The organism is Nocardia sp. NPDC049190 (assembly GCF_040648115.1).
Taxonomy (GTDB): domain Bacteria; phylum Actinomycetota; class Actinomycetes; order Mycobacteriales; family Mycobacteriaceae; genus Nocardia.
This window is the reverse complement of record NZ_JBEZDE010000021.1, coordinates 1-26,208: the sequence shown is the minus strand read 5'-3', so window position 1 is coordinate 26,208 and position 26,208 is coordinate 1. Positions and strand designations below refer to the sequence as shown.

The window sequence follows — 26,208 nt, the reverse complement described above, 5'->3', positions numbered from 1 at the left end:
CGACGCCATTCGAAGGGAGCCGGCGCGCGATGCAACCGCTCGGTGCGAGTGATCCGACGCGGATCGGGGACTACCGGCTCTTCGGCGTACTCGGTGCGGGTGGCATGGGCCGGGTGTATCTGGGACGCAACGCAGGTGGGCGTACCGTCGCAGTCAAGATGATCCGCCCGGACCTGACCGGCGACGAATTCCGCGAGCGTTTCCGGCGTGAAGTCGCCGCGGCCCGCCGGGTCGGCGGGCGATTCACCGCGCCGGTGCTCGACGCCGACGTGGATGCCGATCCACCGTGGCTCGCGACGGGTTACGTGGCCGGGTTCGCACTGTCGGAAGCGGTCGCGCAGTACGGTCCGTTCACCGAGAACTCGTTGCGCGTGCTGGCACACGGGTTGGTCGAGGCGCTCCTGGCGGTACACGCGGCCAATGTGGTGCACCGCGACCTCAAGCCGTCCAATGTGCTGCTCACCCTCGACGGCCCCAAGGTGATCGACTTCGGTATCGCCCGCGCAGTCGAGGACAGCGCGCTCACCACCACCGGAAAGGTCATCGGTTCACCGGGATTCATGTGTCCGGAGCAGGTGACCGGCGATCCGGTGGGCCCGCCCGCGGATGTCTTCGCGCTGGGTGGCGTGCTGGTATTCGCGGCCACCGGGCACGGACCGTTCGGCGTCGGCGAGGCGATGCAGATGCTGTGGCGGGTGGTGTATGAGCAGCCCCAGCTCGAGGATGTGCCACGGTGGTTGCGCCCGCTGGTCGCGGCCTGCTTGATCAAAGATGTCGCGGCACGCCCGACGCCGGAGCACCTGCTCACCGAGCTGACCGCGCTCGGCCTCCCCGATCGCAGCGGCTGGCTGCCCGGCCCCGCGTTGGAGGAAGTGAGTAGGCGCGCGGTGCAGTTGCTCGACCTGGACTCCGAACCCGTTCACCAGCTGGAATCCTCGGCACCCGACCTTCCCGCGCCCGGTGCGCGGGAGTCGGATTCGGTACGCGCCGCGGACACGACGATCCGCTCGACCTCACCACAGCACTACGCGCGAGGGCACACCGACGCGAATCGATCGGCGCCGACGCAGACCTGGCGGTCGCCCGCTCCACCGAACCAGTCACCGGTGGGCGAGGCGCGATATCCCGAACAGCCCACCCACGCACACGCCTCGACGTATCAACTGATGCGACGGGTCGCCGAACCGGGCACGGGTAGCCCGGGGTCGTCCGGCGCCACGGTCGCTCCACGCCATCACCGCGCCGTGCTGATCGGCGGCGCACTCGTGATCTGCGTCGCGATGGTGCTCGCCACCTTCATGATCGGCACCCGGTTCCGGAAAGACGATATCGGGGGTGGGGCCACCACGGCGAACGACAGCGGCCCACCAACGGTCACGGCAACCCCCGGTGGCACCCGGTCGGCGACCGGCACAGCCGTGCCGAAAGCTTTTGTCGGCGAATGGAAAGGGGTCGCGAAAGATGGCCTGGGCAGCTACGACATCGTACTGATCCTCGATCCCGGCAACGTCGGCGAACGGATCGGCAGCTCGACCAACACCGGCCAAGTGGTCGGCGTGACCTGCGAGCGGTCGGAATCGCTCACTTCCGCGACTGCGGACAGCGTGGTCTTGACCGCCGAACTCACCGTCGACGGTGGCGGCTGCAACGACGAGGGCACGACTTCACGGTTGGCCCTGCGACCCGACGGAACATTGTCCTACCGGACGCGAGGTGTTCTCGGCGATATGACCGGAATCCTCAGCCGAACCACCTGAATCGACGCGCCGTCGCGATGTCGTTCGCGCCTGCCGCGCTGACTACACTGTCGTCGCTGGCGCCGCCGCCGGGAACGCGTGCCCGAGCGCGCTCGTCCGTCGGCGGCTAAGGTGCGGCGGTGGACAGAGCCGAATTCGTCGAGCGAGGTGCCTCCATCGCCGACCGTCTGACGACAACCCAAGCGCAACCGCCGTGGTGGCTCGTTGCCGCGGCCGCGGTGGCCGCACTTGTTCTGGTCGGGTACACCCCGGTGTGGCGGTTGACCCGCAATATCGTGACCATCGCGCACGAAGGCGGGCACGCCGTGGTCGCGCTGCTGACCGGCCGCAGGCTCGACAGCATTCGATTGCATTCGGATACGTCGGGGCTGACGGTATCGAGCGGAAAACCCTACGGCTTCGGGATGATTCTCACCACGATGGCGGGGTATCCGGCGCCGCCGCTGCTCGGTCTCGGGTTCGCCGCCCTGCTCGGCGCGAGCCGGATCACACTGATGCTCTGGACCGCCATCGTGCTGCTGGCCGCGCTGCTGATCAAGATCAGGAACATTTACGGCGCCCTCACTGTGCTCGGGCTCGGTGCGGTGGTCTTTGTGGTGTCCTGGTTCGGAACGGACACGCTACAAGCAGGTTTCGCGTATCTGGGCGCGTGGTTTCTGCTGTTCGCGGGTGCACGTCCGGTAGCCGAACTGCAGCGCGGCCGCTCCCGGCAACAGCGGTCCCGGCACCACGACGTAGCCTCCGATGCCGACCAGCTCGCCAAGCTCACCCATCTGCCCGGCCTGCTGTGGGTGCTGGTGTTCGGGGCAATCGCGGTGGGCTCGTTGCTGATCGGAGCCGGCCTGCTCGTCTCCGACGCCGCCGACATCTGCCTTCCGCACCTGCCGTTCGGCTCCTGTCCCGCACCGCGCTGAGCGGTTGCGGAAGCGCTACCAGACCGGGTAGGTCTCGCGGGACAGCGCGGCACCGAACCACTCCCCCGAAAGGCCACCTCGGAGGCCGCCCGAACTCGCAGGGCACTATGTCCGAGCCAGAGCTGCCATCGTGGCCGTCACCAGATCATCGGGTGCGAGGGTCGCATCGGCGGTCCTGCCGTGCTCGTCGGCGGCCAGCGGCTCCAGCGCCGCCAGCTGCGAATCGAGCAGGCTCGACGGCATGAAATGCCCGCTCCTCCCCGTCATCCGGCGAGCGAGTTCGTCCTTGGGAGCGGCCAAGTGCAAGAAGTACGTGTCGGGAGCGGCCGCGCGCAGCCGTTCCCGGTAGATCCGCTTGAGCGCCGAGCAACTGACGACCCCGCCCTGATCGGCGTGCTGGGCCAGCCAGGCCGCCACGGCGTCCAGCCAGGGCGCCCGGTCTGCGTCGTCCAGCGGCGTCCCCGCCGCCATCTTCGCGATGTTCGCGGCCGGGTGGAAGTCATCGCCTTCGGCGTATTCGACGTCGAGCGCGGCGGCCAGACGCGCACCGACGGTCGACTTACCGGAACCCGACACACCCATCACCACGATTACCGGTGCGCCGGGCCGTTCAGACATGTCGAATTCCTCCGCTACGGTCTCGCGACCGGACCGATCGGTCACCGATCCGGCAGATCGCACCTCGACCTTATCGGCGAAGTCCGAGACGGCCCAGCCGCGGTGTGGCGGGGTGGGCCCCCGGACAGGTCAGAACTCCGGCACGGGGACATACACCGACGCCCGGGTCAGTACGCGATGAACAAGATCTGCTCGCGCGAGTACTCGTGGCCCGGGTGATTCTCGGCCAGGTGGGCCTGCGTTTTCGCCACAAGATCGTCTTCGTCGGATCCGACGAGGACCTCTCCACAGGGGCAGTTCAGATTTCGCTTCATCAGGTCTTCCTTTCTTCTCTTCTCGATCGGCAGTCTAGGCCGTGGGACTCACCCGGTGCGAGAACAAACATGGACGCGGCGCGGGGTCCCGTTCCTGGCGGTGTGGGCGTGCGAACGCGCCAGGACCACCGACGCAGCGCGCGCCCCACGGCACCCACGCGGCTGGGCGTTCCGCACTCGGGCACGATGTCCGGTATGCAACTACGCATCTTCACCGAGCCGCAGCAGGGTGCGAGCTACGACACGCTGCTCACCGTCGCCAGGGCCACCGAGGACTTGGGCTTCGACGCGTTCTTCCGCTCCGACCACTACCTGAGCATGGGCGAGGTCGACGGTCTACCCGGTCCCACCGACGCCTGGATCACCCTCGCCGGGCTGGCCAGGGAGACCGCGCGGATCCGCCTGGGCACCCTGGTCACCGCTGCCACGTTCCGGCTGCCCGGTCCGCTGGCCATCCAGGTCGCACAGGTCGACCAGATGTCCGGCGGCCGCGTGGAACTCGGACTCGGCAGCGGCTGGTTCGCCGACGAACACGCCGCGTACGGCATCCCGTTCCCCGCGGACAAGTTCGCGCGCCTGGAGGAGCAACTCGCGATCATCACCGGGTTATGGGCGACCAAGCCTGGCGACACCTTCGATTACGACGGCGAGCACTATCAGCTCACCGGTTCACCCGCGCTGCCCAAGCCGGTACAGGAAACGGTGCCGGTGCTGATCGGTGGCCAGGGCGCCACCCGAACGCCGCGCCTGGCCGCGCAGTACGCGACCGAATTCAACATGCCATTCGCCTCGATCGAGGACAGCGCGCGACAGTTCGGCCGGGTCCGCGCCGCCGCCGAGGCACGCGGCCGCGGGGCCGATACCCTGGTCTACTCCAACGCGCTCGTGGCGTGCGTCGGCGCGACCGACGCCGAGGTACGGCGCCGTGCGGCGGCGATCGGCCGTGACGTGCACGAACTGAAGGCCAACGGTCTTGCCGGTTCACCGGCCGAGGTCGTGGACAAGATCGGCAGGTACGCCGAGATCGGCGCCCGGCGCATCTACCTCCAGGTCCTGGATCTGGCCGACCTCGATCATCTGGAACTGATCTCCGCGCAGGTGCGGTCGCAGGTTTGAGTTTCCGCGCCGCACGGTCGTCGGGGCTTCTTGCGCTGTGTCGGTGGTGCGGCACCGAATCGTGCCGCCGCGCCACCCGCTAGTCGGCGGGCAGCTCGGTCTTGGTGAGTCGTTCGGCCTCATCCCACAGTCGCCGGGCATCGGTCGTGTTACGTGCTCGGCGCGGAATCGAGGCGACACCGGTCGGTCCTACGAGACCGAACCGTCCACTGGGACCGAAATATTCGCCATTGCGCGCGGCTGGGTCCACGGCGGCGAACAGGATCGGTTCGAGCATCCAGAGCTGGCCGCCTACCGGCTGAACTTCACCCAGAACCTGACCGAACTCCTCACGGTTCGAGTAAACGGGATCCTGGTCACCGACGCCGAGCCTTCGGATCGACGAACGCCGAACGCCACAGCCGGTCCGGCATAGCGTCCGCCTTCGAGGGCGCCCCGAGTCCGGGCCCGACGCCGCCAGCACGGAAGCGGCCGCCACCGCCCACGTCGACGGCATCCCGACCCGACCCGAAGATTTCGTCGGTTGGCGTTCGGCCAGACGCCGACTCGCGGCTCGGTGATCGGGCCGGCGCTGTCGGCACCCGTCCCCATGTCGCGGTCGTCGCGAACAGCGTCAGTGTCTGCGTGGTCAGCGCGAATCCCCTGGTCCGAGGACGTGGGGGGCGACAGCTCGGGTGAAGGCACCGGTGCGCAGCAGGGATTCGGCAGCGGCGATATCGGGGGCGAGATGACGGTCGGGGCCTGGACCCTCGACCTGAGTACGCAGCAGTGTCACGGCCGCGCCGGTGCCCGGAGCAGGACGCAGCGGAGCGCGCAGATCGAGTGCGCGCGCCGCGGTGAGATATTCGATCGCGAGCACCGTCGTCAGTCCGTCCACCGCTCTGCGCAGCTTGCGGGCCGCCGACCATCCCATCGATACGTGATCCTCCTGCATCGCGCTGCTCGGGATCGAGTCGACGGACGCGGGCACGGCGAGGCGTTTGAGCTCGGAAACCACCGCCGCCTGGGTGTACTGGGCGATCATGTACCCGGAGTCGACTCCGGGATCGGCGGCGAGGAAGGCCGGGAGCCCGTGCGAGCGCGCGGCGTCCAGCATGCGGTCGGTGCGGCGCTCGGCCATGCTCGCCATATCGGCGATCGGGATCGCGAGGAAGTCCAGCACGTAGGCCAGGGGTGCGCCATGGAAGTTACCGTTGGACTCCAGCCGTCCGTCGGTCAGCACAACCGGATTGTCGATGGCCGAGGCGAGCTCACGATCGGCGACCGTGTCGGCATGGGTCACCGTGTCCCGCGCGGCGCCGTGCACCTGCGGGGCGCAACGCAGCGAGTAGGCATCCTGCACCCGATGACAGTCGGGGCCGCGATGGCTCGCGACGATCTCCGACCCGCGCAGTGCGGCGCGCATTCGCGTTGCCGAGTGGGCCTGGCCGGGATGTGGTCGGAGCGCCTGCAAGTCCGCGGCGAACACCCGATCGGTGCCGAGCAGAGCCTCGACGCTCATCGCGGCGGTGACATCGGCGATGTCGAGCAGGGCATGCAGATCGGTCAGGGCCAGCACCAGCATGCCGAGCATGCCGTCGGTGCCGTTGGTCAGCGCCAAGCCTTCTTTCTCGGCCAGGGTAACCGCCTTGATTCCGTTGGCACGCAACGCGTTCCCAGCATCCAGGAGCGCACCGGAGTCGTCGGTCACCGCCCCCTCGCCCACCAGCGCCAGCGCCACCGCGGCCAGCGGCGCGAGATCACCGGAGCATCCGAGCGAACCGTACTCGTGCACCACCGGCGTGAGTCCGGCGTTGATCAGCGCGGCCAGCGTCTCCGCCGTCGCGGGCCGCACACCGGAGTGGCCGGCAGCGAGCGTGCGCAGGCGCAACACCATCAGCGCGCGCACCACCTCGCGCTCGACGGCGGCGCCGGCCCCCGCCGCGTGCGATCGAATCAACGACCGCTGCAACACACCGCGTCGCTCGCGCGGAATGTGCCGAGTCGCCAGCGCGCCGAATCCGGTCGACACGCCATAAGTCGGAACATCGCTCGCCGCGAGCAGGTCGACATGCTCGCGCGCGAGGGTCAGGCGACGCAACGCCGCTCGACTCAGCCGTACCTTCGCGCCGTGTCGCGCGACCGCGACGAGCTCATCCCGGGTGAGCGGGCCGTCCAGGTCCAGGATCGATAGTTGGGCAGTGTCCAGCATGGATCCATTCCACCGCCGCGGCGGCCGGTGCAGAATGAGGCCACGTCCGATTTCGTCTGAGATCCCAGACTCACCGAGGAGGCGGCGTGGGTACGAGCAGCGATGTCCCGGCGTTGCGCCGTGGGCTGGCCGTACTCCAACTGCTCGCGAGTCGAGCCGGGCCGATTTCCGCCACGACCATTGCGCGCGAACTCGGCCTCCCGCGCTCGAGCACCTATCACCTGCTCGCCGAGCTGGAAGCAGCCCGATTCGTCACCCGTATTTCCGCCGAGCGGCGCTATGGCCTCGGCATCGCGGCCTTCGAACTCGGCACGGCCGCACTGCGCCACGATCCGCTCCAGCGCCTTGCCCGTCCGCTGCTGCGCGAGCTGGTGGAACAGGTCGGGCACAATGCCCATCTCGGCATCCTCGCCGGCAACGAGCTGCTGTATCTGATCAAAGAGCAGCCCAGGCGGCCGGAGACCCTGGTCACCGGCGTGGGCGTCCGACTGCCCGCCCATCTGACCGCCTCCGGCCGGGCGATTCTGGCGCATCTGCCTGCCGCACAGGTGCGCGCCCTGTACCCGTCCGCCGCCGCGTTCGTCCGTCGGACCGACCGCGGCCCGACCACCCTCGCAGCACTGCGCAGCACGCTCGCCACCGAACGCCGCCGCGGCTGGGCCTGCGAGGACGGCCACGTCACGCCGGGCTTCGCCTCTGTCGCCTATCCCGTCTTCGAGCACAATCATCGCCCGATCGCCGCAATCAGCGTCGCCCTGCGCCACCACTGCGCAACCATTCCGTGCACCGTCGACTGGACTCCACTCGCCGCTCAGGTCCGCACGGCGGCAACGACTCTCACCCATCGCATCGGCGGGGTGCCGGGCTGGACCTGACCATGGCGGAGGCGTCTGCGCGCGCCGGCTCCGAAGACGGCGGGGGCGCCCGACCGGTCGCTGCCGCCGGAATCCGCCTCGGGCCGAGGTCGCACGCATGACACTCTCGTGCGCTGCACCGCCGGACGCGCGGTCTGTGACGAGCAACACCACATGATTTGTTGTGCACAATATAGTTGTGCCCTACATTAATGGTCATGACCGACAACCTCACGCTCGACGAGCAACTATGCTTCCCGCTCTACGCGGCGTCCCGGGCGATGACCGCGGTCTACCGTCCGAAGCTGGAGCGACTCGGACTCACCTACCCGCAATACCTGGTGATGTTGGCATTGTGGGAGCGCGACGGGCGCAGCGTCGGCGACGTCTGCCACGCGCTCGCGTTGGATTCCGGCACCCTCTCCCCGCTACTCAAGCGACTGGCGGCGGCGGATTTGGTCGAGCGGCATCGGTCGGCGACCGACGAACGGCGCGTCGATATCCGGCTCACCGAACGCGGGCGCGCGCTGCGCGCCGAGGCGGGAAACATCCCGGCCGAGATGGCCGCCGCCAGCGGCCTGTCCGTGGACGAGGTCATCACCCTGCGCGAAACCCTACAGAGACTGACGCATTCGCTGATGTCCGCACTGAATGAAAACGAAGGAGACTAGACATGCAGATCCTCTACACCGCCGAGGCGTTGTCGACCGGCGACGGGCGCAACGGACACGCCCGCACCACCGACGGCAAGGTCGACGTGGACTTGGCCGCTCCGAAGGAGATGGGCGGCAGCGGCGCCGGCACCAACCCCGAACAACTGTTTGCTGCGGGCTACGCGGCCTGCTTCCACTCGGCGCTGCGACTGGTCGGCAAGCAAGCCGAGGCGAACATCGATGACTCCGCGGTCGGCGCGAAAGTCGGCCTCGGCACCAACGGCGCGGGCGGATTCGGACTGACGGTCACTCTCGAAGTCTCACTCCCCCATCTGCCCGAGGAGGAGGCGCAGGCGCTCGCTGACAAGGCACATCAGGTCTGCCCGTACTCCAACGCAGTGCGCGGCAACATCGACGTCGAGGTCCGTATCGCCGAAGACTGATCCATCAGGAGCCGTGCGGGAAGCGAGCGACCGCGTGGGCGGTCGGGTAGGCGCCGAGGCGACATCGCCACTTGCGCCGAATGGGCTTTCGATCGCTTTCGGCGCACCGTCCCGACACCACTGTCGCCTCGACTTCTCGCCTGCCTCGTGGTCGAACAGGCTGCGCTGAAAGGCCTCTGGGTCACTGAGCGGATCGAGGAGACCGGGGCCGAGCATCGCCGACGTGTGATCGGCGAGTTGCTCGACCTCGCGACCCACCGGCTGCCATCGAGGCGGTCGTCCTGGTGGAGTCCGCGGCCGCCACCGAGACGCCGAGGTACAGCGCCGAGATCGCGTGGTCGAGCTCAGTCTGCCTGATCGACGTCGAGCACGGCCATCGCGGCGTTGTGTCCTGGAATGCCGCTGACGCCACCACCCCGGATCGCCCCCGCACCGCACAGGAATACGTTGCGATGGCCGGTCGCGACGCCCCACCGGGCGGCTGGGTCCGTGGGGTCGGCGTCTTCGGAGAGGTAGGGGTAGGCCAGATCTCGATGGAAAATGTGGCCACCTGGCAATCCGACCTCGCGCTCGAGATCCGGCGGGGTCTTGGCCTCGAGACACGGAGCGCCGTTCTCGTCGGCGGCAAGACAATCTGCGATCGGTTCGGCGAGCACCGAATCCAGTTGCGCTATAGTCGCTTCCACCACTGCGGCCTTCGCGGACGTTGGGTCGGCGGCGAACAGCTTCGCCGGTGTATGGAGACCGAACAGCGTGAGGGTGTGCGCGCCCTGAGCGATCAGCTCCGGCGACAGGATCGACCGATCGGTCAACGTATGACAGTAGATCTCCGCGGGGGGCGACGACGGGATTCGGCCGATCGCCGCCTCGCCGTACGCCTGATCGAGTTGCGCGTACGACTCGCCGATGTGGAAGGTTCCGGCGAACGCCTCGCGCGGACCGGTCTCGGCGTCGCGCAACCGCGGCAACCGGCGCAGCAGCATATTCATCTTCAGCTGCGCCCCTTCGGGTTTCGGCGGGCGAGGCGCGCCGAACAGCCCCGCGAGCGTGTACGGTGCGGCATTCACGAGCACGTGCCGCGCACCGACCGTCCCGTCCGGATAGCTGACTTCGGCTGTGCTGCCGTCGCTGTCGAGGCCGGTCACCTCGCATTCGGTGACGATCTCGGCGCCCGCCGAACGCGCGGCCGCGGCCAACGCGTCGGTGAGTGTGCCCATACCGCCGACCGGCACGTCCCAGTCGCCGGTCCCGCCACCGATGACGTGGTACAGGAAGCAACGGTTCTGCCGCAGCGACGAATCGTGCGCGTGGGCGAACGTGCCGATCAACGCGTCGGTGAGCACCACACCACGCACGGTGTCATCACGGAACGCCGACTCGATCGCCTCCCCCAACGGGCGCTCGAACAGCGCCTCCCAGGTGGCCGCGTCGTCCACGACAGCGCGCAGCGCCGCCTTGGACGGTAGCGGCCGCGTCAGCGTCGGGAACACGCGGCGCGCCAGCCGGCCGGTCGCGCCATAGAACTGTTGCCACGCACGGAAATCCCGGTCCGATCCGGTGAGCCGCGTGAAACTCGCCTTGGTCCGCTCCGGCGACGAGGAGATGAGCAGTCCACCGGTCCCCACCGGCGTGTACGACGAGATCTGCCTGCGCCTGGTCGCGAATCGCAGGCCTAGATCGTCCACGATCTGTCGCGGCAACAAACTCACCAAATACGAGTATCGCGACAACCGCGCGTCGACGCCCGCGAACACCCGTTCCGACACCGCGGCGCCACCCGTGTGCGGCTGCCGCTCGAGCAGCAGCACCGATCTCCCGGCACGCGCCAGATACGCGGCAGCCACCAGCCCGTTGTGACCGCCACCGACTATCACGACCTCGTAGAACGACCGCGTCGGCTTCATCCGTCCTCGATAGCACGGATTCTGCTCGGCCGACAGCACCCGCACCGAACAGAATCCGCCCGCGGGGCGACCGGATCCGATCTCCCACGAACGAGATGGCGGGGCCGTTCACCACCGGACGATCTCATCTCCGGCCCGTCAGGGCGCGAACAGGGTCGACCCCCAGTAGTCGTCGGGACCCAACCCTGGTGGAACTGCGAAGACCGCTGATCCGACGTGTTTGATGTACTCGTTCAACGCGTCGTTGCGCGCGAGATTTTCCTGCATCGGCACGAACTGCGTGCGCGGATTACGGCAGTAGGCGATGAAGAACAGGCCCGCGTCGAGATGCCCGAAGCCATCGGAGCCGTCGGTGAAGTTATAGCCTCGTCGCAAGATCTGGATACCGCCGAGTTCTTCGGCCGAGGCGAGGCGCACATGCGCGTCGGTGTCGACCAACGGTCCGGCCGGCCCCTTCGATTGCAGATCCAACTCGTCGAACTCGTCGTTGCCGCCGAGGGGGGCTCCGGAACCCTTCGTCCGTCCGATGACCCGCTCTTGCTCGTGCAGGCTGGTGCGGTCCCAGGGCTCGATCAGCATCCGGATGCGGCGAGTCACCAGATACGACCCACCCGCCATCCACGATCGATCGTCCTGCGGGTCGACCCAGACGAACCGGGTGACCGCGTCGTGGTCCTCGGCCTTGATGTTGCGCGTTCCATCCTTGAATCCCAACAGGTTTCGCGGCGTCGCCTGGGTGGTCGAGGTCGAGGACGTGCGGCCGAAACCCAGCTGCGACCAACGCACCGAGACAACACCGAATCCCGCCCGCGCCAAGTTGCGAATCGCGTGGACGGCGACTTGCGGATCGTCAGCGCACGCCTGAATCGCGATGTCACCCCGCGAGCGGGCCGGATCCAGCGCGTCACCGGTGAACTTCGGCAAGTCGACCAACGCATCGGGTTTGCGGGCGGCAAGTCCGAACCGGTCGGCGCCGGCCGCGGTAGTGAACAGCGACGGCCCGAAGCCGATGGTGAGGGTCAAGCGCGACGGCGTCAGGTCGAGCGCTTCACCGGTGTCGGTGGGCGGATTGTAGGCACCGGCGCCGATGGCGCCGTCGCGTACGGCCTCCTGGCCCGCGGTCATCCGTTCCGCCATGACAGTCCAGGTTCGCAGCAGCGCATCGAGTTCGTCGCGCGACTCGGTGTGCACATCGAACACCGCGAAATGCAGCCGATCCTGAGCCGGCGTCACAATGCCGGCCTGATGAGCACCGCGGAACGGCACCACACCAGGTACCGGCGCGGCGGCATCCTGGCTCGACATTCGGCCCGCGACGACCCCGGCCCCCGCTGCCAGCACTCCCAGACCTGCCGAACCGATCAGGCCACGGCGAGACACCCCACCGTGGCCAGCGCGGCCTGCTTCGTGATCAGGCTCCCGCGACAACGCCCTGCACCTGACTGACGACTGCGGACAACGCGTCGATCCGCCGCGCCAACGCGGCACGCTGCGGTTCGGTCACCGCCTCGTACCCGACGTGCCCGTCACCGGCACGGTATTGCGCTAACTCGCTGTCCAACTCGGCGAACCTGCGGTCGATCTGGGTGCCGAGGTCGCGGTTTCGCTCATCGAGGATCGGCCGCACGCTGGCGATCGCGGCCTGCGAACCGTCGACGTTGGCCTGGAAGTCCCACAGATCGGTATGGGAGAAGGTGTCTTCTTCACCGGTGATCTTGGTTCGCGCGATCTCGTCCAACAGCGTCTGAGCGCCACCGGAGACCTGAACCGGATCGACCTGGAAATCCGCGGCGCTCACCCCGGTCACCAACTCCCGCACATCGGCGACGAGCTGGTCGGCGATCTGATTGGTGTCCGGCTGCAAGCCCTGCGCCCACAGGTCTTTCTCGAGCCGATGGAACCCCGTCCACTTGTCCCCGGCGGCCACATCGGCTTCACGCAGGTCCAGCCGCGGGTCGAGATCGTCGGGGAAGCTCTCGGCGACCGGCTCGATGCGCTCGTAGTAGGTACGCGCTATCGGGTACTGCTTCTTCGCCGACGCGATATCGCCGGACTTGATCGCGGCGACGAACGCACCCGTAGTTTCCTGAAGAGCGGTCACCTGCGATACCAGGTATCGCTTGTACCCGGTCGCCGCGTCTGCCATTTTTCCGGTGTCGTCACGCGCCTGCGCCTGCCCGGTGACGATGAAGTCACCGCGGATTCCGTCACCCACCATCCCCGGCTTGCACGCCGTCTGATAGGTACCCGGATCCGATACCGACACGATCAACTGTCGCGACAGCCCGGGACCGATGTTCTCGACCTCACCGATGACACGGTCGCCGGCGCCATAGACGTAGAACTCGGTGACCTTGGTGCCATTGTTGGTGATCCGGAACGTGGTGTTTCCCGCACTCGCCGAATTGCGCGACACCTCACACGAGTTGTCCGCGGCCGTCACCACGATGTCGCCGCCCTGCGAGGTCTCGGACTTGCTGGCGCACGCAGCCAGCAGCACCGGCAGCACGACGACAGCGGTGATCGACACGACGGTAGATCGCATGGGTGGAACCTTTCACGAATGCGGCTGAGCCGCTGGGGGTTTGGCAGGCGCATCGCCCGAAGGGCCGCGCCGACCCGAGACCGGCGCCGGGCGGAGAAATACGATCAAAACGACGATCAGGTACCCCGTCCACGCCAGCGCCTGCAGGCGAGTCGGATCGGCGCGGAAGTTGAAAATCCCCTGGGCGACGGTGCCGTACCAACTCGACATGGTGAACCACGACGAGATGTCGAAGGCGGTGTCGGTCAGACCGGGCAACCAATCAGCGGTCTGCAACGCCCGGATTCCATACGCCAGGATTCCGGCGGCGACCACGATCAGCAGCACTCCGGTGTATCGGAAGAAGAGCGCGAAGTTGATGCGGACCGCGCCGAAATAGATCAGCACGGTCAGCAGGGCCGCCATCGCGATGCCCAGCAGCAAACCGAGCAACGGCCACAGGCTACCCGCGGTGTTCTCCGCGTAACCGACCATCAACAACGCCGTCTCCACGCCCTCGCGGCCGACCGCCAGAAAGGCAAGCGCCAACACCGCAGCCGGGCCGACGGCCACTGCCCTGGACATGCCGGCTCTCAGATCACCGGAGATCGATCGCGCTGCGGTGCGCATCCACAAAACCATCCAGGTCACGATCACGACGGCGGTCAGAGACGCGATCCCCGAAATCAGCTCCGCGGCCACACCGGTGACGGTCGACGTTCCGTAATGCACCCCGGCGAAAATCGCACCCACCATCGCAATCGCCGCGAGAACTCCCCCGGCCACCCAGCGCAACGCATCGCGGTGACCGGCCTTGACCAGGAAAGCGACCAGGATCATGACCACGATGCCGGTTTCGAGGCCCTCACGCACACCGATCAATCCACTGCCGATCAACTGAGCCGCGATCGAGGGTGCGCCGGATGCACCTGCCAGATCAGCCATCACTCACTCCCGCCTACATCCCAACGCGGCCCCGCGTCGTATTCAGCAAGGCAAGGCTATCTTTACACACGACACGAACCCCAGCGACCGCAACCTGGGGGCACACCCCGATGTGACCGGATCCGACGTTGGCCAGGTGGCCCGCTCAGGCAAGCAGGCCGCGGGAGACCGGCACTACCGGACTGCCATCTCGCCCAGTTCGGACCAGCCGGTGTCGTCGATGGTCTGGTTGATGATGCGCGGAGTCGAGGCGAGCGCCTGCGGCAGGTCCTGCATTGCCTGTGTGAAGTGCGCACTGCCGACGTGTGCGGCGCCGGCCTCCTCGTCGCGGAAGGCCTCTACGAGAACGAATTCGGTCGGATCGTCGACACTGCGGGACCAGTCGAACCAGAGGTTGCCTTCCTCGGCGCGGGTTGCGGCGGTGAAGGGGCCGACGAACTCGAGCCACCGATCGGTCCATTCGGGCTTGGTCTGGAACTTGACGACGATGAAGATCATTTCGTTCCTCCTTGGTGCGGGCCGCCTCGAACCACTCCTGGAACGAGGGCGGGCGCGTGCGTTGCGAACCCCCCATTGTCCCCCGTTCGACCGGTGGATCGCCGCCACCTCGACCGGCGACACCGACACTTCTGGCAGGATCGACCAACGACGTGCCCCGCGGGTCGTCACCGTGCGTCCCGGCAAACGATGAAACGCCCCGCCGATGCGGGCGCAGCCGCCGACGATGCCGACCGCGCGGTAAGGCACCGGACGTGTCGCCGACCGGTCGGGCGAAAGACATGATCAAATCAGGTGAATGAGTGGATCTCGCCGCGCGGATCCGAGTCGCTCATCCCCGGTGGTGCCGCCATGCCGGAGGCCACGGTGGACGAGCACATCCGACAGCGGTATGGCGACGACGAGCTGAAGGTTCGGGTATGCAGACGAGGAAGCGTCTCAGAGTGCCTGAGGTGACGAGAATCGACGTGCACGAGCACCGCTTGCGATTTCGACTATCCGACTCCGCAGGTCATGAAGAGTTGATGCGCCTGGTGAGCATCTTCCACCGGCGCGGAATCGAGGTCATGTCGTTGCATTTCGACCGAGCGAGCGGTGGCGGCGGCACTGTCGACGCCACCGTCATGAGTACCAGGCACGGCGCCGAGATAGTGGTGCGGACATGCGCCGACACCGTACATTTCCTCGAAGCACGCGTCACCGAGCCCGCGGAGTGGGCAGCGGAAACCGACCCGACCACCAGCGGCGGCGGCGGCGGCAATCGTGCTCGCAGTCACTCGAGGAGCGCGGGACCGCCCCGTCCGACACCGAACATCTAGCGCGATCCACGCCAGGCAACTCGCCCCCAGCCGGTGGTCAACTCCTCGGCGGTCGGCAGACTCCGCTCCATCCCCGCGGGAGTCGAACTCGGCCGGCCCGCAGCGCCGTGACCAACTCGGCGTAACCTTCCCGGACCTCGCCGAGGTGGAACCACGCCTCGTGCCGTAGTTCCGCGTCGTCGCTATGGCGCACCGTCCACAAGACCTCGGCGTAGGTCTTGGCGACATGACTGATCACCTCGCCGAAGGAGTGCGTGTGCTTGCACGCGCCCACAGCGCGCGGCGGAGGGAACACCGCCCACGCATCGATCTCGCCGACGATGCGTGCGATGTCGGCGTGGATAGCGGGTTCGTCGAAATCACAGGGACGCTGCGGTCGACCGAGGTGCACCGGAATAAGCGCCGCGTGTAGATCTCCCAATGCTCGGGCCCACCCGATCAGCGGGGAACCGCCGCTCAGGCCACCGGAGATGGCAGCCAGCAGCTGTTCGGGTTCGAGCAACGGCGCTGGACCCATGCACCGGTTCCCATCGCGCCGAGCCCACGTCGATTCGAGCGACGTGGGCGAATACCCCGCCGGGGCAACTCCGAGATCACTCGCAGCCCAGGCAACCCCGTTGGCGTCCTCGGCCGAGTCCAGGTCCATCGTCGCAGCGCCGACGGTGGCTTCGGGAGGCCAGGCGTCCATAACGACATGATGCGCCTGGCGGGCATGCCGGCGCCACGACCGGCTTGCTCCCAGCTGGTAAGCGCGGCCTCTTATCGCACGTAGCATGGCTGATCGTGGAACTGCGCCAGCTCCGCTACTTCGTCGCGGTCGCCGAAGAACTGCACTTCGGACGGGCTGCCGAGCGCCTGCTGATCGCGGGGCCGTCGCTGTCACAGCAGATCAAGGCGTTGGAACGCGACCTGGGTGTGCAACTGTTCACCCGCGACCGCCGGTCGGTCACCCTGACCGCGACGGGCACGGCCCTGCTGCCCGACGCCCGGGCGCTGCTGGAGCGGGCCGAGAACCTGCGCCGCCGCGCGACCCGTCTGTCCGGTTCGGAACCGGTCCATATCGGCTACGTCACTTGGTTGCCGTTGGACCTGACGGCACGGACATCCGGTGTCGCCCCGCTGCACATCGATACCTGGGTCGTGCCCTCGCACGCACAGGCCGCCAGAGTGGCCGACGGCAGCCTCGACCTCGCCGTGTGCTGGGTACAATCGGCCGATCTGGCCAGGCTCGGCCTCGAGGCTCGGCTGCTCGGAGCCGATCGCTTGCACGCTGTGTCCTCTGGTGCGAGCACCGGCCCGGTGCGGCCACGCGAGGTCACCGTGCTCGTCGATGACGACGCCACCACCTGGTCGTCCTGGAACGATTTCGCCGAGCAGTTGGCACACGACACCGGCGCGCGAATTCAGCGCATCGATGACGGCGGCATCACCGGTCCCGCCTTCTTCGACCACGTCCGCGCGAGCGACCGCCCCGTGGTGAACTCTCCCAGGGGACTGTCCCTACCGCTGCCCCCGGACCTCGTCCAGCGACCGATAACCGCACCCGCGGTGTACTGGACCTGGTCACTTGTCCTGCGTCACAACGAAGTCCGCCCGGTCGTACTCGCCGCCGCGGAGGCGATCAGCCGTGGTGTAGGGCACCTCGGTATCCACGACGCCGACGCCTGGCTACCCGCCGACGACCCGCACCGCTAGCCGCACACCGGGAAGTACACTCATCGCCCAGCGCTCTGGCCGCCGTCGACATGCAGGATCTCGCCGGTGACGAACGGGGCATTCTCCAGGTAGAGGATCGCCTGGACCACATCATCGATCTCACCCATCCGGCCGAGCGGGTGGGTCGCGCTGAGGGTCTCATAGGACGCGGCCGGATGCATCGATGTACGGATGACGCCGAGCGCGACGGTGTTGACCCGGATGCCGCGAGTCGCGTACTCGATCGCTAACTCCTTGGTGACTGCGTTCAGCCCGCCTTTGGTCAGCGACGCGAGCGCGGAGATCAACTGCGAGCTCGCGTAATCGACCAAGCTGGTAGAGACGTTGACCACATGGCCGCCCCCATCTGTGTCCAGCATCGCGGTGACGGCACTACGAGAGATCTCGAAGAAGCCGCGCAGATTCACCCCCACCACGGCGTCGAAGTCTTCGTCGGTGTAGTCGGTGAACGGCTTGGAGATGAAGATTCCGGCATTGTTGACCAGCGTGTCGATCCGGCCGAACCGCGCCATGGCCGCGTCGACGACACGAGCGCCGACGCCTCGCTCGGCAACGTCCCCGCGCACGGTCAATACCCCGGAATCGTCGGATTCGTCGAGGGAGCGGGCGGTCGCGACCACCGCGTAGCCGAGGTTCCGGTATGCCGTGACCAGAGCCGCGCCGATACCTCGGGAAGCACCGGTGATGACAGCGACCTTCTGCACAGTGTTCACAATCGGGTACTCCTTTCCCGCCAATGGCGCGTTCTCCGCACCATGCAGTGCATGGATCTCCCGCCGGGATGCGGTAGCAGAAGTCTTTCGGCATTTCCCATCTGGCCGGTCGAGGCGCGCCGTAACCGACTTCCCCGCGCGGTCGGAGCTGTGGAGCTGACTCAGCCCGTCGTGGCGGGGTCACTCGGGTGCGGGGACAGCGGCGTCACCCTGTCGTGTCGCCATACCCGCAGCGGCATCGATGCGAGTACCTGCTCCAACTGCTCGGCGTTGTCCGCGCTGAAAAGCCCCCACGTGCGCCATTCACCAGGTGCGAGCGGAGGACGCCACAGCCGCAGCAAGGAACCCTGCGCCGCCAATTCCCGTGCCCGCACCGCTTCGCTGGCACGGATCTCCGCGACAGCCTCCTCGGATGTGTCTTCTGGAACGACGGTCACCATGTCCACCAGAAACTCCATCGGCGGCTCTCCTCCTTCGATCATCCGATTCCGGAACACTGACGCCGGCCCCGCCGACGGACGATCACGCCCGTGGGCACGGACCGTCGACAGACAAGGTGTTCGGATCAATCGACACAGATCCGCCGATATTCCACGGGTGCGACCGGGCGGACCTTCCTTTGTAAGGTGCCATCATCGCCGACCTCGTGTTTCTGCCCGACCACCGATCCGGAGACGAACAGGGATGCGGCCGAACGCGAATGTCGGATCGCAGCGGCGCCGAGCGGGATCGATCACGTAGTCTGCGCGGGCTCGGAGGCAAACCTCCCCGGGCAGGTGTGTGGGAGGCTGAGCCTCCCACACAGGAGCAAGCCGGTCGTAGCCGCGAGGTCGGCACCGGGCACAGGATGTCCTGATGGAAGCCCGACCTGAGAGCAGTCCCCTCCGTCCCGCGATCCGCTCGCCGTGGGCACATGTCGCCCAGGCCGCAGCGGCACTCGCGGCGGGCATGGGCGTCGGTCGCTTCGTCTACACCCCGATCCTGCCTCTCATGACCGCGCAGGCCGGGCTCACCGCGGAAGCCGGCGCCAACCTGGCGACGGCCAACTACATCGGATATCTCGTCGGCGCGCTGATCGGTATCCTGGCCCCCGGACTCGTCCGCTTCCCGGCCATGAGCCGGACCGCGCTCGTCCTGCTCGTCGGCACGCTCGCGGGGATGCCCCTGACCCACAGCATCGCGGTCTGGCTCATCCTGCGGCTGCTCGCCGGAGTCGCGAGCGCCATCGTGTTCGTCGTCGCCGTCAGTTCGCTGCTCAGCCATCTGCGCGACCATCCGATCCACCTGCCGGGCTGGGGCTTCAGCGGCGTCGGTACCGGAATCGCGCTGTCCGGCGTGCTGGTCCTGATCCTGCGCTCGGTAGCCGACTGGCAGGCGGCATGGTGGGCCGCCGTCGCCCTGGCCACACTGTTCGCCGCGGGCGCGTGGACGTTGCGTCCGGAGCTGCCGCCCGCCCCAGCCTCCACCGCCACCAGTGTGCGAGCCGCCGGAACGCACCGCTGGTTTGCCGCCCTGTTCGCGAGCTACACCCTGGAGGGCATCGGCTACATCATCGCCGGGACCTTCTTGGTCGCGGCGATCGAGCAGACCGCCCCCGGGTGGATCGGCAGCGGCGCGTGGGTACTGGTCGGCTTGGCGGCCGCGCCGTCCGCCGTGCTGTGGGCATGGCTCGGCCGGCGCTGGTCGCGCCCGGATCTGCTGCTGGTCGCGCTGATCGTCCAGGCGGTCGGTATCGCACTGCCCGCCCTGGTCGGCGGCATCGCGGCAGCGCTCATCGCGGCCTTCCTCTTCGGCGCCACCTTCCTCGGGATCAGCACGATCGCGCTCGCCACGGGCACGCACCTGCGCTTCCCGCGTTCGGTGGCGTTACTGACCGGCGGCTACTCCGCGGGACAAATCCTCGGACCGCTGCTCGTCACCCCGTTGCTGCACCACGGCTACCACCAGGCCCTCCTCCTCGCGGCGGTAGTCGTCGCCCTGGCCGCGACCGGCGCGGGCGCCCTGCGTATCGGGTTCCCGCACCACACCCCGGACGAACACGGCCACCGCACAGCAGCCATGCCACATCCCCCCTCGCGGCACACCGGCTCGATCGATCCCGATCACCTCATCCGGTCGATCCACGCGCAGCGCTGACCGAAGTCCGTTCCACCCACCACAGCAGTCGACGCGCAGCCAGCCGATCAACAGCCGAGGCAGCGACCAGCCCGGCCACCGGAGCGCTTTCGACTGCCACAGGAGCTTGACGGGTTCCCAGGGCTGGAACACAGACCGACCGGTAGGCATGTTTCTATGTTGTCCAGCTAATAGGCAATCGTGCGATCGGCCGTGTTGTGTTCGAGAAAGCGATCGTGAAAGCGTTGGCGGATCTCCGCGACCGGTTGGTCCCCCTCGCGAAGAGCGCTGCGGAAGTGCGGGCAGCGCCACCGCGCCGTGCCGCGGAACACCTTCGTTACGCGAATTCCGCGATACATACCGCCGACGAGTCGAACGCGATGAAGGTCGCCGCCGCGTCCGGCGGCGAAGAGCGACATCCCCACCTGGCGCAACCCGTCGCCGCGCTTCCCAAAAGGACAAAGAGGACAGATCCGGCAGACGAGTTCTTGAAAGATATCTACGGGGATCGATACCACACCAACGGCTCCATCATTGCGCGGACGTACGCCCGTTCGTTGGCGCGAGTACCCGAGGAGTTCCACCGGACCGTTGCGGCCTATATGAAAGAATCACCCCATGGCGGCATATGGCTCGGTGACGGCCGTTTGCTGGAACTCGGCCATCCTGGATGGTCTGCGGCGACGCGCGGGGGGACGCCGGAGGGCTGGCCGGAGGGCACGACCTGGAACGATGTCGGCGGCGCATACGACGTGAGACATCGGGCACTACTCGCGGGTTCACCCCACGAGAGTGACATCGCGTTGCACGAATTCGGTCACGCGGTTGACCATGCGTTCGGCATGCCGAGCCAAGCGCCGGCATTCGCGAAAGTCCACGCCAACGTCGTTCCCCTCATACCCCACGAAAGCTCGGAGACCGCTGCCTACTTCGCGCAGCCCGCAGGAGTCGGAGAAGAGGAACTGTTCGCCCACGGCTTCGGCTGGTTCCACGACACCCAGCAACCCGAGGGCTTCGTCTGGTTCGACAGCACCCAGCAGCCCAGATTCTTCGACTCGGTCGCCGCCGGCCACCACCTGACAGACTATTACCAGGCCTTGACATCGAGGATAGGGATCCCGACATGAGCGACAGACATCCCCTGGCCCGGCGCCTCGATGACGGGCGCATCCTCCTGCGCTACTCCACACAAGAGCCCGACGGCGCCAAACTCGACGGCTCGCTCGCTATAGGTCCCGAAGACCCGGCATACGCCCGCTGGAACGCAGAGATCACACACTGGGAACACAGCACCAAACGCCCCGACGACTCGATCGACTACCAACCCATCGACTACGACAACCTTCCCATGTTCCCGGAGCGCCGCCACGAGGGCCGCTGACCCACAACCTCGATCTCAGGATGAGCCAGTTCACCATATGTCGTAACGGCCACATCGCTCGACGGACGACACTACCGAGAGATCGGCCAGAACACTATGGTCCTCCCCACCGCTGAGCCCGGAGGCAAAGCCCGGTGCACACGACGTCGAAAATCGACAACGTGCCGCGTTTCCGCAGGTGCGAATGTTCGGAAACCCGTTCGTTTTCCGGTAGGGTCCCACCCCGTTGTCGAACACGTCTCCGAACGTTCGGAGAAGTTGAAATGGCATTGGTGGACTCGTCCGCGTCACCACCAGCAAGCAGGAGACCCGCCGCCAGCACGACGACCTCGATCCGATCTGCGTGAAGGTGTTCGAAGAGAAGATCAGCGGCAAGCTCGAGGTCGTCGACCGGCCCGGCCTGCAGACCGCACTGGACTACATGCGCCCCGCCGACCTGCTCACAGTCCAGGAAGCCGACGAGACCGTTGCCAGAACCATGGATGCCGATGCGGCAAACGTACCGGCTCTGCGGGCCGCGTTCTCCGACCTGTCGGGCGGTATCTCCACCACCGCAACGTCTTCCCCCTACATAGTCGGCCGCGATCCGATCGACGCGTCGGAACCAGCACGATCGCGCTCGCCACGGGTTTGTCCCGCGGAGTAGCTGGCAAGTGCCAGCGGCTACCGAACCGGCGACGTCCTCGACCTCCTCACAACCGACCAGGCCACGGGCCAGTCGCAGCACGGGTCGAGCCGCAGCGCCGGCCCGCACTCGATCATCCTCACAGTCTCAGCACGTCGACGACGAGCAGATCGCCACCCCGCGGCGCACGGCGTAGTGCGGTGCATTGCGCGGCTCGCCGACTTACCGACTCGATGCCGCACGTTGTTTGAACTGCAGCTCTTCGTCTTTCGTGAGGAGCTGTGGCAGATTCGCGAGCGTGTGCCCCGGACGAAGCGGCGATATCCTCCCTGCCATGAGTAGTCGGCCTCCGAGGACTGCGGTCAACAGCGCAACGCTGTTGGCAGAGGTGATGTGGGACAGATGGCTGGGATAGCCAGCGCCCAGCAGCTTCTCGAGCCGATCGGAAATACGCACGCAAAGCTGCTGCTCGTGCGGACTTGGCTCCAGTGCCTCATTCGACGGACACCGCCCACGGCCGTACATGATTTCACCATCGCCGGAACTGTCCTTCCCGAGTTGGATGTGCGCGCATCTGGCGATCTTCTCGGCCGGCACTGCGTAACCCGCTCGACGGTAAGTCAGTCGCCAACCCCCTTCGCCGCTTTCAACGCCAAATGGATTCGGTTCCCGATCGGTGTAGTTGATAGCGCTTCCCACCGAGTCCGCGACCGCAGCGGTGACAGAGAATTCAGCATTGGCTGCGATCATGATATCGAACCAACGATCCACCGGGACATGGGCGTCCGCCAAGGCCGCCATAGCGGCCTCCAGAGTAGTTGCCCCCAGGGCGCCGAACCCAATGTAGTTGCTTGGCAGTTGCTTGAACAAGTCCGGCTGCAGACCACTGTTTGTCCGGTCGGGTACCATGCCCACGTTACTCCAGAAGGCAGCCGATCGGTTTCGGAACGGAACGGATATCTTCTCGCTATAAGGCTCCTTGGACAAGGATTCCGCATCGTAGCGACCCGACTCGCTTTCTTGTCGGTAGATTGCTTGCGATATGGCGCCGAACTCTTCGGTAAGAACCTTGTTGTGATGATGGAGCGTCGCCAGATGATCCTCCGGGAACGTCTGGAGCGCTTCCGAGAAACTGTCGATCAACACCGCCTCCAGCGCGGCCGCGATACGCGCCGAATCGCCACTCAGCCAGTAGTTTCGCGGCCCTTCCCAGCTGTAGATCTGGTCCAGCGATGTGCCGATACCGTGACACGCGACCCTGTTGTCGACGAAATCCGCCACATCATGATTCGGGTCAAGAAATTCCAGAGCCATGGCGAGTACTGCGTATCCGATTCTGTCGGAAATGACTCTCTGTATGCATCGACGCAGGTCCTGAGCTACCCGTTGCCCGACGTAGATCGGCTCCAGTTGACGGTCAGCATAGACAAGCTTGTTGCCATGAAAGGTGCAAAGAAATTGACGCAGTTCGGCAAGATGGTCTCCCACCTCGAGGGGATCTTTCTTGATCAGGTTCGACACTGCGAGATCGTGTCGATCTCGCTGCACGTGCAACGACTGCTTGATTTGTGAGACATCGGACATTGGATACTCCTGAAGTGTAAGTGCCTGTGAACAAACTGATCGCTGATGCTTGTCAGGGGGCCGGTACTATCCTTTGCTTGATGGCCAGCGTGTCGGTCCGAGTGGTGGCGGAGGCGTCCTGGTAGCAAGGGGTTTCCGAATCACCGCTTGTACCGAGAGATACCGTATGTCGTTGTACTCCCGTGCCGCGATGGTTGGCTACGATTCCGCTGACACCCGGTTGGCGTATGCGGCCTCCAGTTGGTCACGCCGCGAAACACGCTGTGCGCGAGCGGCACTACACCTGCGACGCCGCCGGTGATCAGTGACGGGTGCTGAAGCAGGCGCCGCCTTGGCCGGTGTGGCTCGACCGTGCGGGCGGCAGCATCTGCCGAACTCGGAAACTGCTCACCGAATCCCACGTGTCGGATTCGGTGTCGGACTGCTCGACACGGCCGGACACGGCGTCTGTCACCTTCTCGGTGTCTGCGATGGTGTAGACCAGCTCGGCGCCACTGAGCCATCCTCTCTCCTCGGACATTGCCCTGATCGCCGACCTTCTCGATGACGGTGTCAGCTTCTCCCCTGATTCCGAGCAGCAGCCGACGGGTTCAGGCCCCACATTCAAGCAGGCTACGACGCGGGCCGCATTTCCGCAGGTGCGAATGTTCGGAAACCCGTTCGTTTTCCGGTAGGGTCCCACCAGTTGTCGAACACGTTTTCCGAACGTTCGGAGGGGTTGAAATGGCATTGGTGGGACTCGTCCGCGTCACCACCAGCAAGCAGGAGACCCGCCGCCAGCACGACGACCTCGATCCGATCTGCGTGAAGGTGTTCGAAGAGAAGATCAGCGGCAAGCTCGAGGTCGTCGACCGGCCCGGCCTGCAGACCGCACTGGACTACATGCGCCCCGCCGACCTGCTCACAGTCCAGGAAGCCGACCGGCTCGGCCGCAACCTCCTCGAAGGCCTGATCGTGCTCAACGATCTATTCCAACAAGGCATCTCGGTGAAGATTCTGCACGGCATCGCCGCCGGCGAGCACACCGAGCGCAGCCTGATCCTCGACCTGGCACTCGCCCTGGCCGAGGACCATCGCCGCGACATCATCCGCAAAACCCGTGACGGGCTGGCATCCGCCGCGCGACACGGCCGCACCGGAGGCCGCCCCCGCGTCGTCGACGACGACAAACGCCGCGCGATCCTGACCCGCCGAACAGCAGGCCAATCACTGCGTGAAATCGCCCGCGGCGTCGGAGTCAGCCTCGCCGTCGTCCACGGCGAAATAAAAGCCGCCGAAGCCGGTGCCGACGAACCCGGAACGGACACTGTGCGCGGCACGGGCGCGGCACGGTGAGAGTTCCAGTCGGCGAACTGGACGCAGCGTGGCGGTCTGTGCGCGATGTACTCGGCACGACAGCCAGGGACTACAGCGCCGCGGTCGCCGCGGTGCCCGAGCACGCCGCCCGCGGCGTCACCGAGACCGTTACCATAGCCATGGATGCCGATGCGGCAAACGTACCGGCTCTGCGGGCCGCGTTCTCCGACCTGTCCGGCGGTATCTCTACCACCGCAACGTCTTCCCCCTACGTAGCCGGCCGCGATCTGATCGACGCGGTGGACTACAGCGCGCTGCGGCGGCCGGGAGGAACCAGGTCCTTGGGGAACTATCCGAGATTCGAAGAGATCCAACGGCTGCAAAGATTCAACGGCCCTCACACCATCGCCACAGCGCACGAGGTCGACGCGGCGGTCACCGAGCGCAGGCCAGCGCTGTTCCGCGGGTTCGAGGAGGAGCGCTACCTCGAGGCATTCGTCGCCGGCCCGGTGCGACCCGGCGGCGGTCCCAGCGGATCCGGGACTTACGCCACACCACTGGAGAATGTCGCACTCCACTACACCGATCCCACCCACAAACAGGACCTCGCCACCCGGCAGGCCCGGCTGCTGCGGATGGCACTACGTCCCGAGGCCAAGGTAATCACTCTGCGCGCACTCGAGTCCGAACGTAACCGCACCCTGGCACAAGTCGCCCGTGAACTACGGGCCGTGCGCGATATAGCGAACCCCACCACCGAGGAAATCGCTCGCCGCAACGCGCTGATGGACAAGGAACTGACATTAGCCGACGTCGGCCAATACGGTGCCCTGCGCGGCTGGGACGCCATCGACGGATCCGACACCTTCTCGAATAAGGAGTGGAACATACTCAACCTGACCGCCCTATTGATCCAACGCTGAGCACCCACCACCGATTACGCCCGTACCTCGGGCCGACTCGCCGGACAACACGCCAGCACTCTGCGCCTGGGTCACACTCAGGATTCCCGGACAGACCATCGGTGGCGGATGAGATCGTGCGGACATGGTCGAGGCAATGAATGCAGCGGTGTTTGTCGTCGAGATGCCGTGATCGGCGCCCCTCGGGGCGGACTGCCACCCCCGGACCCACCTAGACGAGTGATTCCTAACGTTAGTGGTCGTAGGCGGTGAGTGATCGGCTGGTGGGGGCGTTGGTGGCGAGGTTGTGCCAGATTGCGGCGGCCA

At 66.6% G+C, this 26,208-nt stretch carries 28 protein-coding genes; 14 read left to right on the top strand and 14 right to left on the bottom strand.

Annotation, left to right across the window (positions count from 1 at the left end):
• The first annotated feature begins 29 nt into the window (after positions 1–29).
• The gene (locus AB0B25_RS19175) at positions 30–1,757 is read left to right on the top strand and encodes a serine/threonine-protein kinase (protein WP_357180999.1); all 1,728 of its coding nucleotides are present in this window, start codon (positions 30–32) and stop codon (positions 1,755–1,757) included.
• A gap of 119 nt (positions 1,758–1,876) precedes the next feature.
• Positions 1,877–2,671: a M50 family metallopeptidase gene (locus AB0B25_RS19170; protein ID WP_357180996.1), complete on the top strand. Its 795-nt coding sequence runs from the start codon at positions 1,877–1,879 to the stop codon at positions 2,669–2,671.
• 105 nt (positions 2,672–2,776) lie between these two features.
• Here AB0B25_RS19170 and AB0B25_RS19165 read toward each other — a convergent pair whose 3' ends face one another.
• A complete protein-coding gene (locus AB0B25_RS19165; RefSeq protein ID WP_357180993.1) occupies positions 2,777–3,289 on the bottom strand; it encodes a gluconokinase in 513 nt (170 codons plus the stop codon).
• A 167-nt stretch (positions 3,290–3,456) separates the two neighbouring features.
• Positions 3,457–3,603 carry a DUF1059 domain-containing protein gene (locus tag AB0B25_RS19160; RefSeq protein ID WP_357180990.1) on the bottom strand — a complete coding sequence of 49 codons (147 nt, stop codon included), beginning with the start codon at positions 3,601–3,603 and terminating at the stop codon, positions 3,457–3,459.
• Between the two features lie 195 nt (positions 3,604–3,798).
• Between AB0B25_RS19160 and AB0B25_RS19155 the strand changes: the two genes are divergently transcribed.
• Positions 3,799–4,719, top strand: a complete 921-nt coding sequence (locus AB0B25_RS19155; protein WP_357180987.1) for an LLM class F420-dependent oxidoreductase — start codon at positions 3,799–3,801, stop codon at positions 4,717–4,719.
• Positions 4,720–4,798: 79 nt separating this feature from the next.
• Here the strand turns inward: AB0B25_RS19155 and AB0B25_RS19150 are convergent, their stop codons facing one another.
• Together AB0B25_RS19150 and hutH are read right to left on the bottom strand one after the other, a co-directional pair.
• A complete protein-coding gene (locus AB0B25_RS19150; protein ID WP_357180984.1) occupies positions 4,799–4,996 on the bottom strand; it encodes a hypothetical protein in 198 nt (65 codons plus the stop codon).
• A gap of 351 nt (positions 4,997–5,347) precedes the next feature.
• Positions 5,348–6,910: a histidine ammonia-lyase gene (gene hutH / locus AB0B25_RS19145; RefSeq protein WP_357180982.1), complete on the bottom strand. Its 1,563-nt coding sequence runs from the start codon at positions 6,908–6,910 to the stop codon at positions 5,348–5,350.
• An 86-nt stretch (positions 6,911–6,996) separates the two neighbouring features.
• Here hutH and AB0B25_RS19140 point away from each other — a divergent pair, with 86 nt between their 5' ends.
• The 3 genes from AB0B25_RS19140 to AB0B25_RS19130 all read left to right on the top strand — a co-directional run bounded on the left by AB0B25_RS19140 (position 6,997) and on the right by AB0B25_RS19130 (position 8,860).
• Complete coding sequence (locus tag AB0B25_RS19140; RefSeq protein ID WP_357180979.1) at positions 6,997–7,785, top strand: IclR family transcriptional regulator; 789 nt, start codon at positions 6,997–6,999, stop codon at positions 7,783–7,785.
• A gap of 197 nt (positions 7,786–7,982) precedes the next feature.
• Complete coding sequence (locus AB0B25_RS19135) at positions 7,983–8,435, top strand: MarR family transcriptional regulator (protein ID WP_357180976.1); 453 nt, start codon at positions 7,983–7,985, stop codon at positions 8,433–8,435.
• 2 nt (positions 8,436–8,437) lie between these two features.
• Positions 8,438–8,860, top strand: a complete 423-nt coding sequence (locus AB0B25_RS19130; protein ID WP_357180974.1) for an organic hydroperoxide resistance protein — start codon at positions 8,438–8,440, stop codon at positions 8,858–8,860.
• A 344-nt stretch (positions 8,861–9,204) separates the two neighbouring features.
• On the opposite strand, the gene AB0B25_RS19125 is transcribed toward AB0B25_RS19130, so the two are convergent.
• From AB0B25_RS19125 to AB0B25_RS19105, 5 genes are all read right to left on the bottom strand, one after another.
• Positions 9,205–10,764 (bottom strand): NAD(P)/FAD-dependent oxidoreductase, encoded by a 1,560-nt coding sequence (locus tag AB0B25_RS19125; protein ID WP_357180971.1) that lies wholly within the window; start codon positions 10,762–10,764, stop codon positions 9,205–9,207.
• A 138-nt stretch (positions 10,765–10,902) separates the two neighbouring features.
• Complete coding sequence (efeB, locus tag AB0B25_RS19120) at positions 10,903–12,192, bottom strand: iron uptake transporter deferrochelatase/peroxidase subunit (protein WP_357180968.1); 1,290 nt, start codon at positions 12,190–12,192, stop codon at positions 10,903–10,905.
• Positions 12,176–13,309 carry an iron uptake system protein EfeO gene (gene efeO, locus AB0B25_RS19115; protein WP_357180965.1) on the bottom strand — a complete coding sequence of 378 codons (1,134 nt, stop codon included), beginning with the start codon at positions 13,307–13,309 and terminating at the stop codon, positions 12,176–12,178. The genes efeB and efeO overlap by 17 nt, the downstream gene beginning before the upstream one ends.
• 12 nt (positions 13,310–13,321) lie before the next feature.
• Positions 13,322–14,233: an iron uptake transporter permease EfeU gene (efeU, locus tag AB0B25_RS19110; RefSeq protein ID WP_357180962.1), complete on the bottom strand. Its 912-nt coding sequence runs from the start codon at positions 14,231–14,233 to the stop codon at positions 13,322–13,324.
• Between the two features lie 174 nt (positions 14,234–14,407).
• Complete coding sequence (locus AB0B25_RS19105; RefSeq protein WP_357180959.1) at positions 14,408–14,731, bottom strand: putative quinol monooxygenase; 324 nt, start codon at positions 14,729–14,731, stop codon at positions 14,408–14,410.
• 452 nt (positions 14,732–15,183) lie between these two features.
• Here AB0B25_RS19105 and AB0B25_RS19100 point away from each other — a divergent pair, with 452 nt between their 5' ends.
• Positions 15,184–15,549, top strand: coding sequence for a hypothetical protein (locus AB0B25_RS19100; RefSeq protein WP_357180956.1), 366 nt, complete (start codon positions 15,184–15,186; stop codon positions 15,547–15,549).
• Between the two features lie 37 nt (positions 15,550–15,586).
• Here the strand turns inward: AB0B25_RS19100 and AB0B25_RS19095 are convergent, their stop codons facing one another.
• Positions 15,587–16,237, bottom strand: coding sequence for a hypothetical protein (locus AB0B25_RS19095; protein WP_357180953.1), 651 nt, complete (start codon positions 16,235–16,237; stop codon positions 15,587–15,589).
• A gap of 95 nt (positions 16,238–16,332) precedes the next feature.
• On the opposite strand from AB0B25_RS19095, the gene AB0B25_RS19090 reads away from it, so the two are divergent.
• A complete protein-coding gene (locus tag AB0B25_RS19090; protein WP_357180951.1) occupies positions 16,333–17,244 on the top strand; it encodes a LysR family transcriptional regulator in 912 nt (303 codons plus the stop codon).
• 20 nt (positions 17,245–17,264) lie between these two features.
• Here the strand turns inward: AB0B25_RS19090 and AB0B25_RS19085 are convergent, their stop codons facing one another.
• Positions 17,265–17,978, bottom strand: coding sequence for an SDR family oxidoreductase (locus tag AB0B25_RS19085; RefSeq protein ID WP_357180948.1), 714 nt, complete (start codon positions 17,976–17,978; stop codon positions 17,265–17,267).
• Positions 17,979–18,139: 161 nt separating this feature from the next.
• Entirely contained in the window at positions 18,140–18,436 is a 297-nt protein-coding gene (locus AB0B25_RS19080; RefSeq protein WP_357180945.1) for a muconolactone Delta-isomerase family protein, read from the bottom strand.
• Between the two features lie 397 nt (positions 18,437–18,833).
• On the opposite strand from AB0B25_RS19080, the gene AB0B25_RS19075 reads away from it, so the two are divergent.
• The 4 genes from AB0B25_RS19075 to AB0B25_RS19060 all read left to right on the top strand — a co-directional run bounded on the left by AB0B25_RS19075 (position 18,834) and on the right by AB0B25_RS19060 (position 22,120).
• Complete coding sequence (locus AB0B25_RS19075; protein WP_357180943.1) at positions 18,834–20,114, top strand: YbfB/YjiJ family MFS transporter; 1,281 nt, start codon at positions 18,834–18,836, stop codon at positions 20,112–20,114.
• Between the two features lie 197 nt (positions 20,115–20,311).
• Entirely contained in the window at positions 20,312–21,220 is a 909-nt protein-coding gene (locus tag AB0B25_RS19070; protein WP_357180941.1) for a hypothetical protein, read from the top strand.
• On the top strand, positions 21,217–21,474 hold the full coding sequence (locus AB0B25_RS19065; protein WP_357180938.1) for a hypothetical protein: 258 nt from the start codon (positions 21,217–21,219) through the stop codon (positions 21,472–21,474). The genes AB0B25_RS19070 and AB0B25_RS19065 overlap by 4 nt, the downstream gene beginning before the upstream one ends.
• Positions 21,475–21,742: 268 nt before the next feature.
• Entirely contained in the window at positions 21,743–22,120 is a 378-nt protein-coding gene (locus tag AB0B25_RS19060) for a recombinase family protein (RefSeq protein WP_357181226.1), read from the top strand.
• A gap of 201 nt (positions 22,121–22,321) precedes the next feature.
• Here the strand turns inward: AB0B25_RS19060 and AB0B25_RS19055 are convergent, their stop codons facing one another.
• Complete coding sequence (locus AB0B25_RS19055) at positions 22,322–23,683, bottom strand: hypothetical protein (protein WP_357180936.1); 1,362 nt, start codon at positions 23,681–23,683, stop codon at positions 22,322–22,324.
• 301 nt (positions 23,684–23,984) lie between these two features.
• Positions 23,985–24,203, bottom strand: a complete 219-nt coding sequence (locus AB0B25_RS19050) for a hypothetical protein (RefSeq protein WP_357180934.1) — start codon at positions 24,201–24,203, stop codon at positions 23,985–23,987.
• 203 nt (positions 24,204–24,406) lie between these two features.
• Here AB0B25_RS19050 and AB0B25_RS19045 point away from each other — a divergent pair, with 203 nt between their 5' ends.
• Together AB0B25_RS19045 and AB0B25_RS19040 are read left to right on the top strand one after the other, a co-directional pair.
• The gene (locus tag AB0B25_RS19045; RefSeq protein ID WP_357180931.1) at positions 24,407–25,018 is read left to right on the top strand and encodes a recombinase family protein; all 612 of its coding nucleotides are present in this window, start codon (positions 24,407–24,409) and stop codon (positions 25,016–25,018) included.
• Positions 25,015–25,902 carry a hypothetical protein gene (locus tag AB0B25_RS19040; protein ID WP_357180928.1) on the top strand — a complete coding sequence of 296 codons (888 nt, stop codon included), beginning with the start codon at positions 25,015–25,017 and terminating at the stop codon, positions 25,900–25,902. Before AB0B25_RS19045 ends, AB0B25_RS19040 begins: the two co-directional genes overlap by 4 nt.
• Positions 25,903–26,208 lie beyond the last annotated feature (306 nt).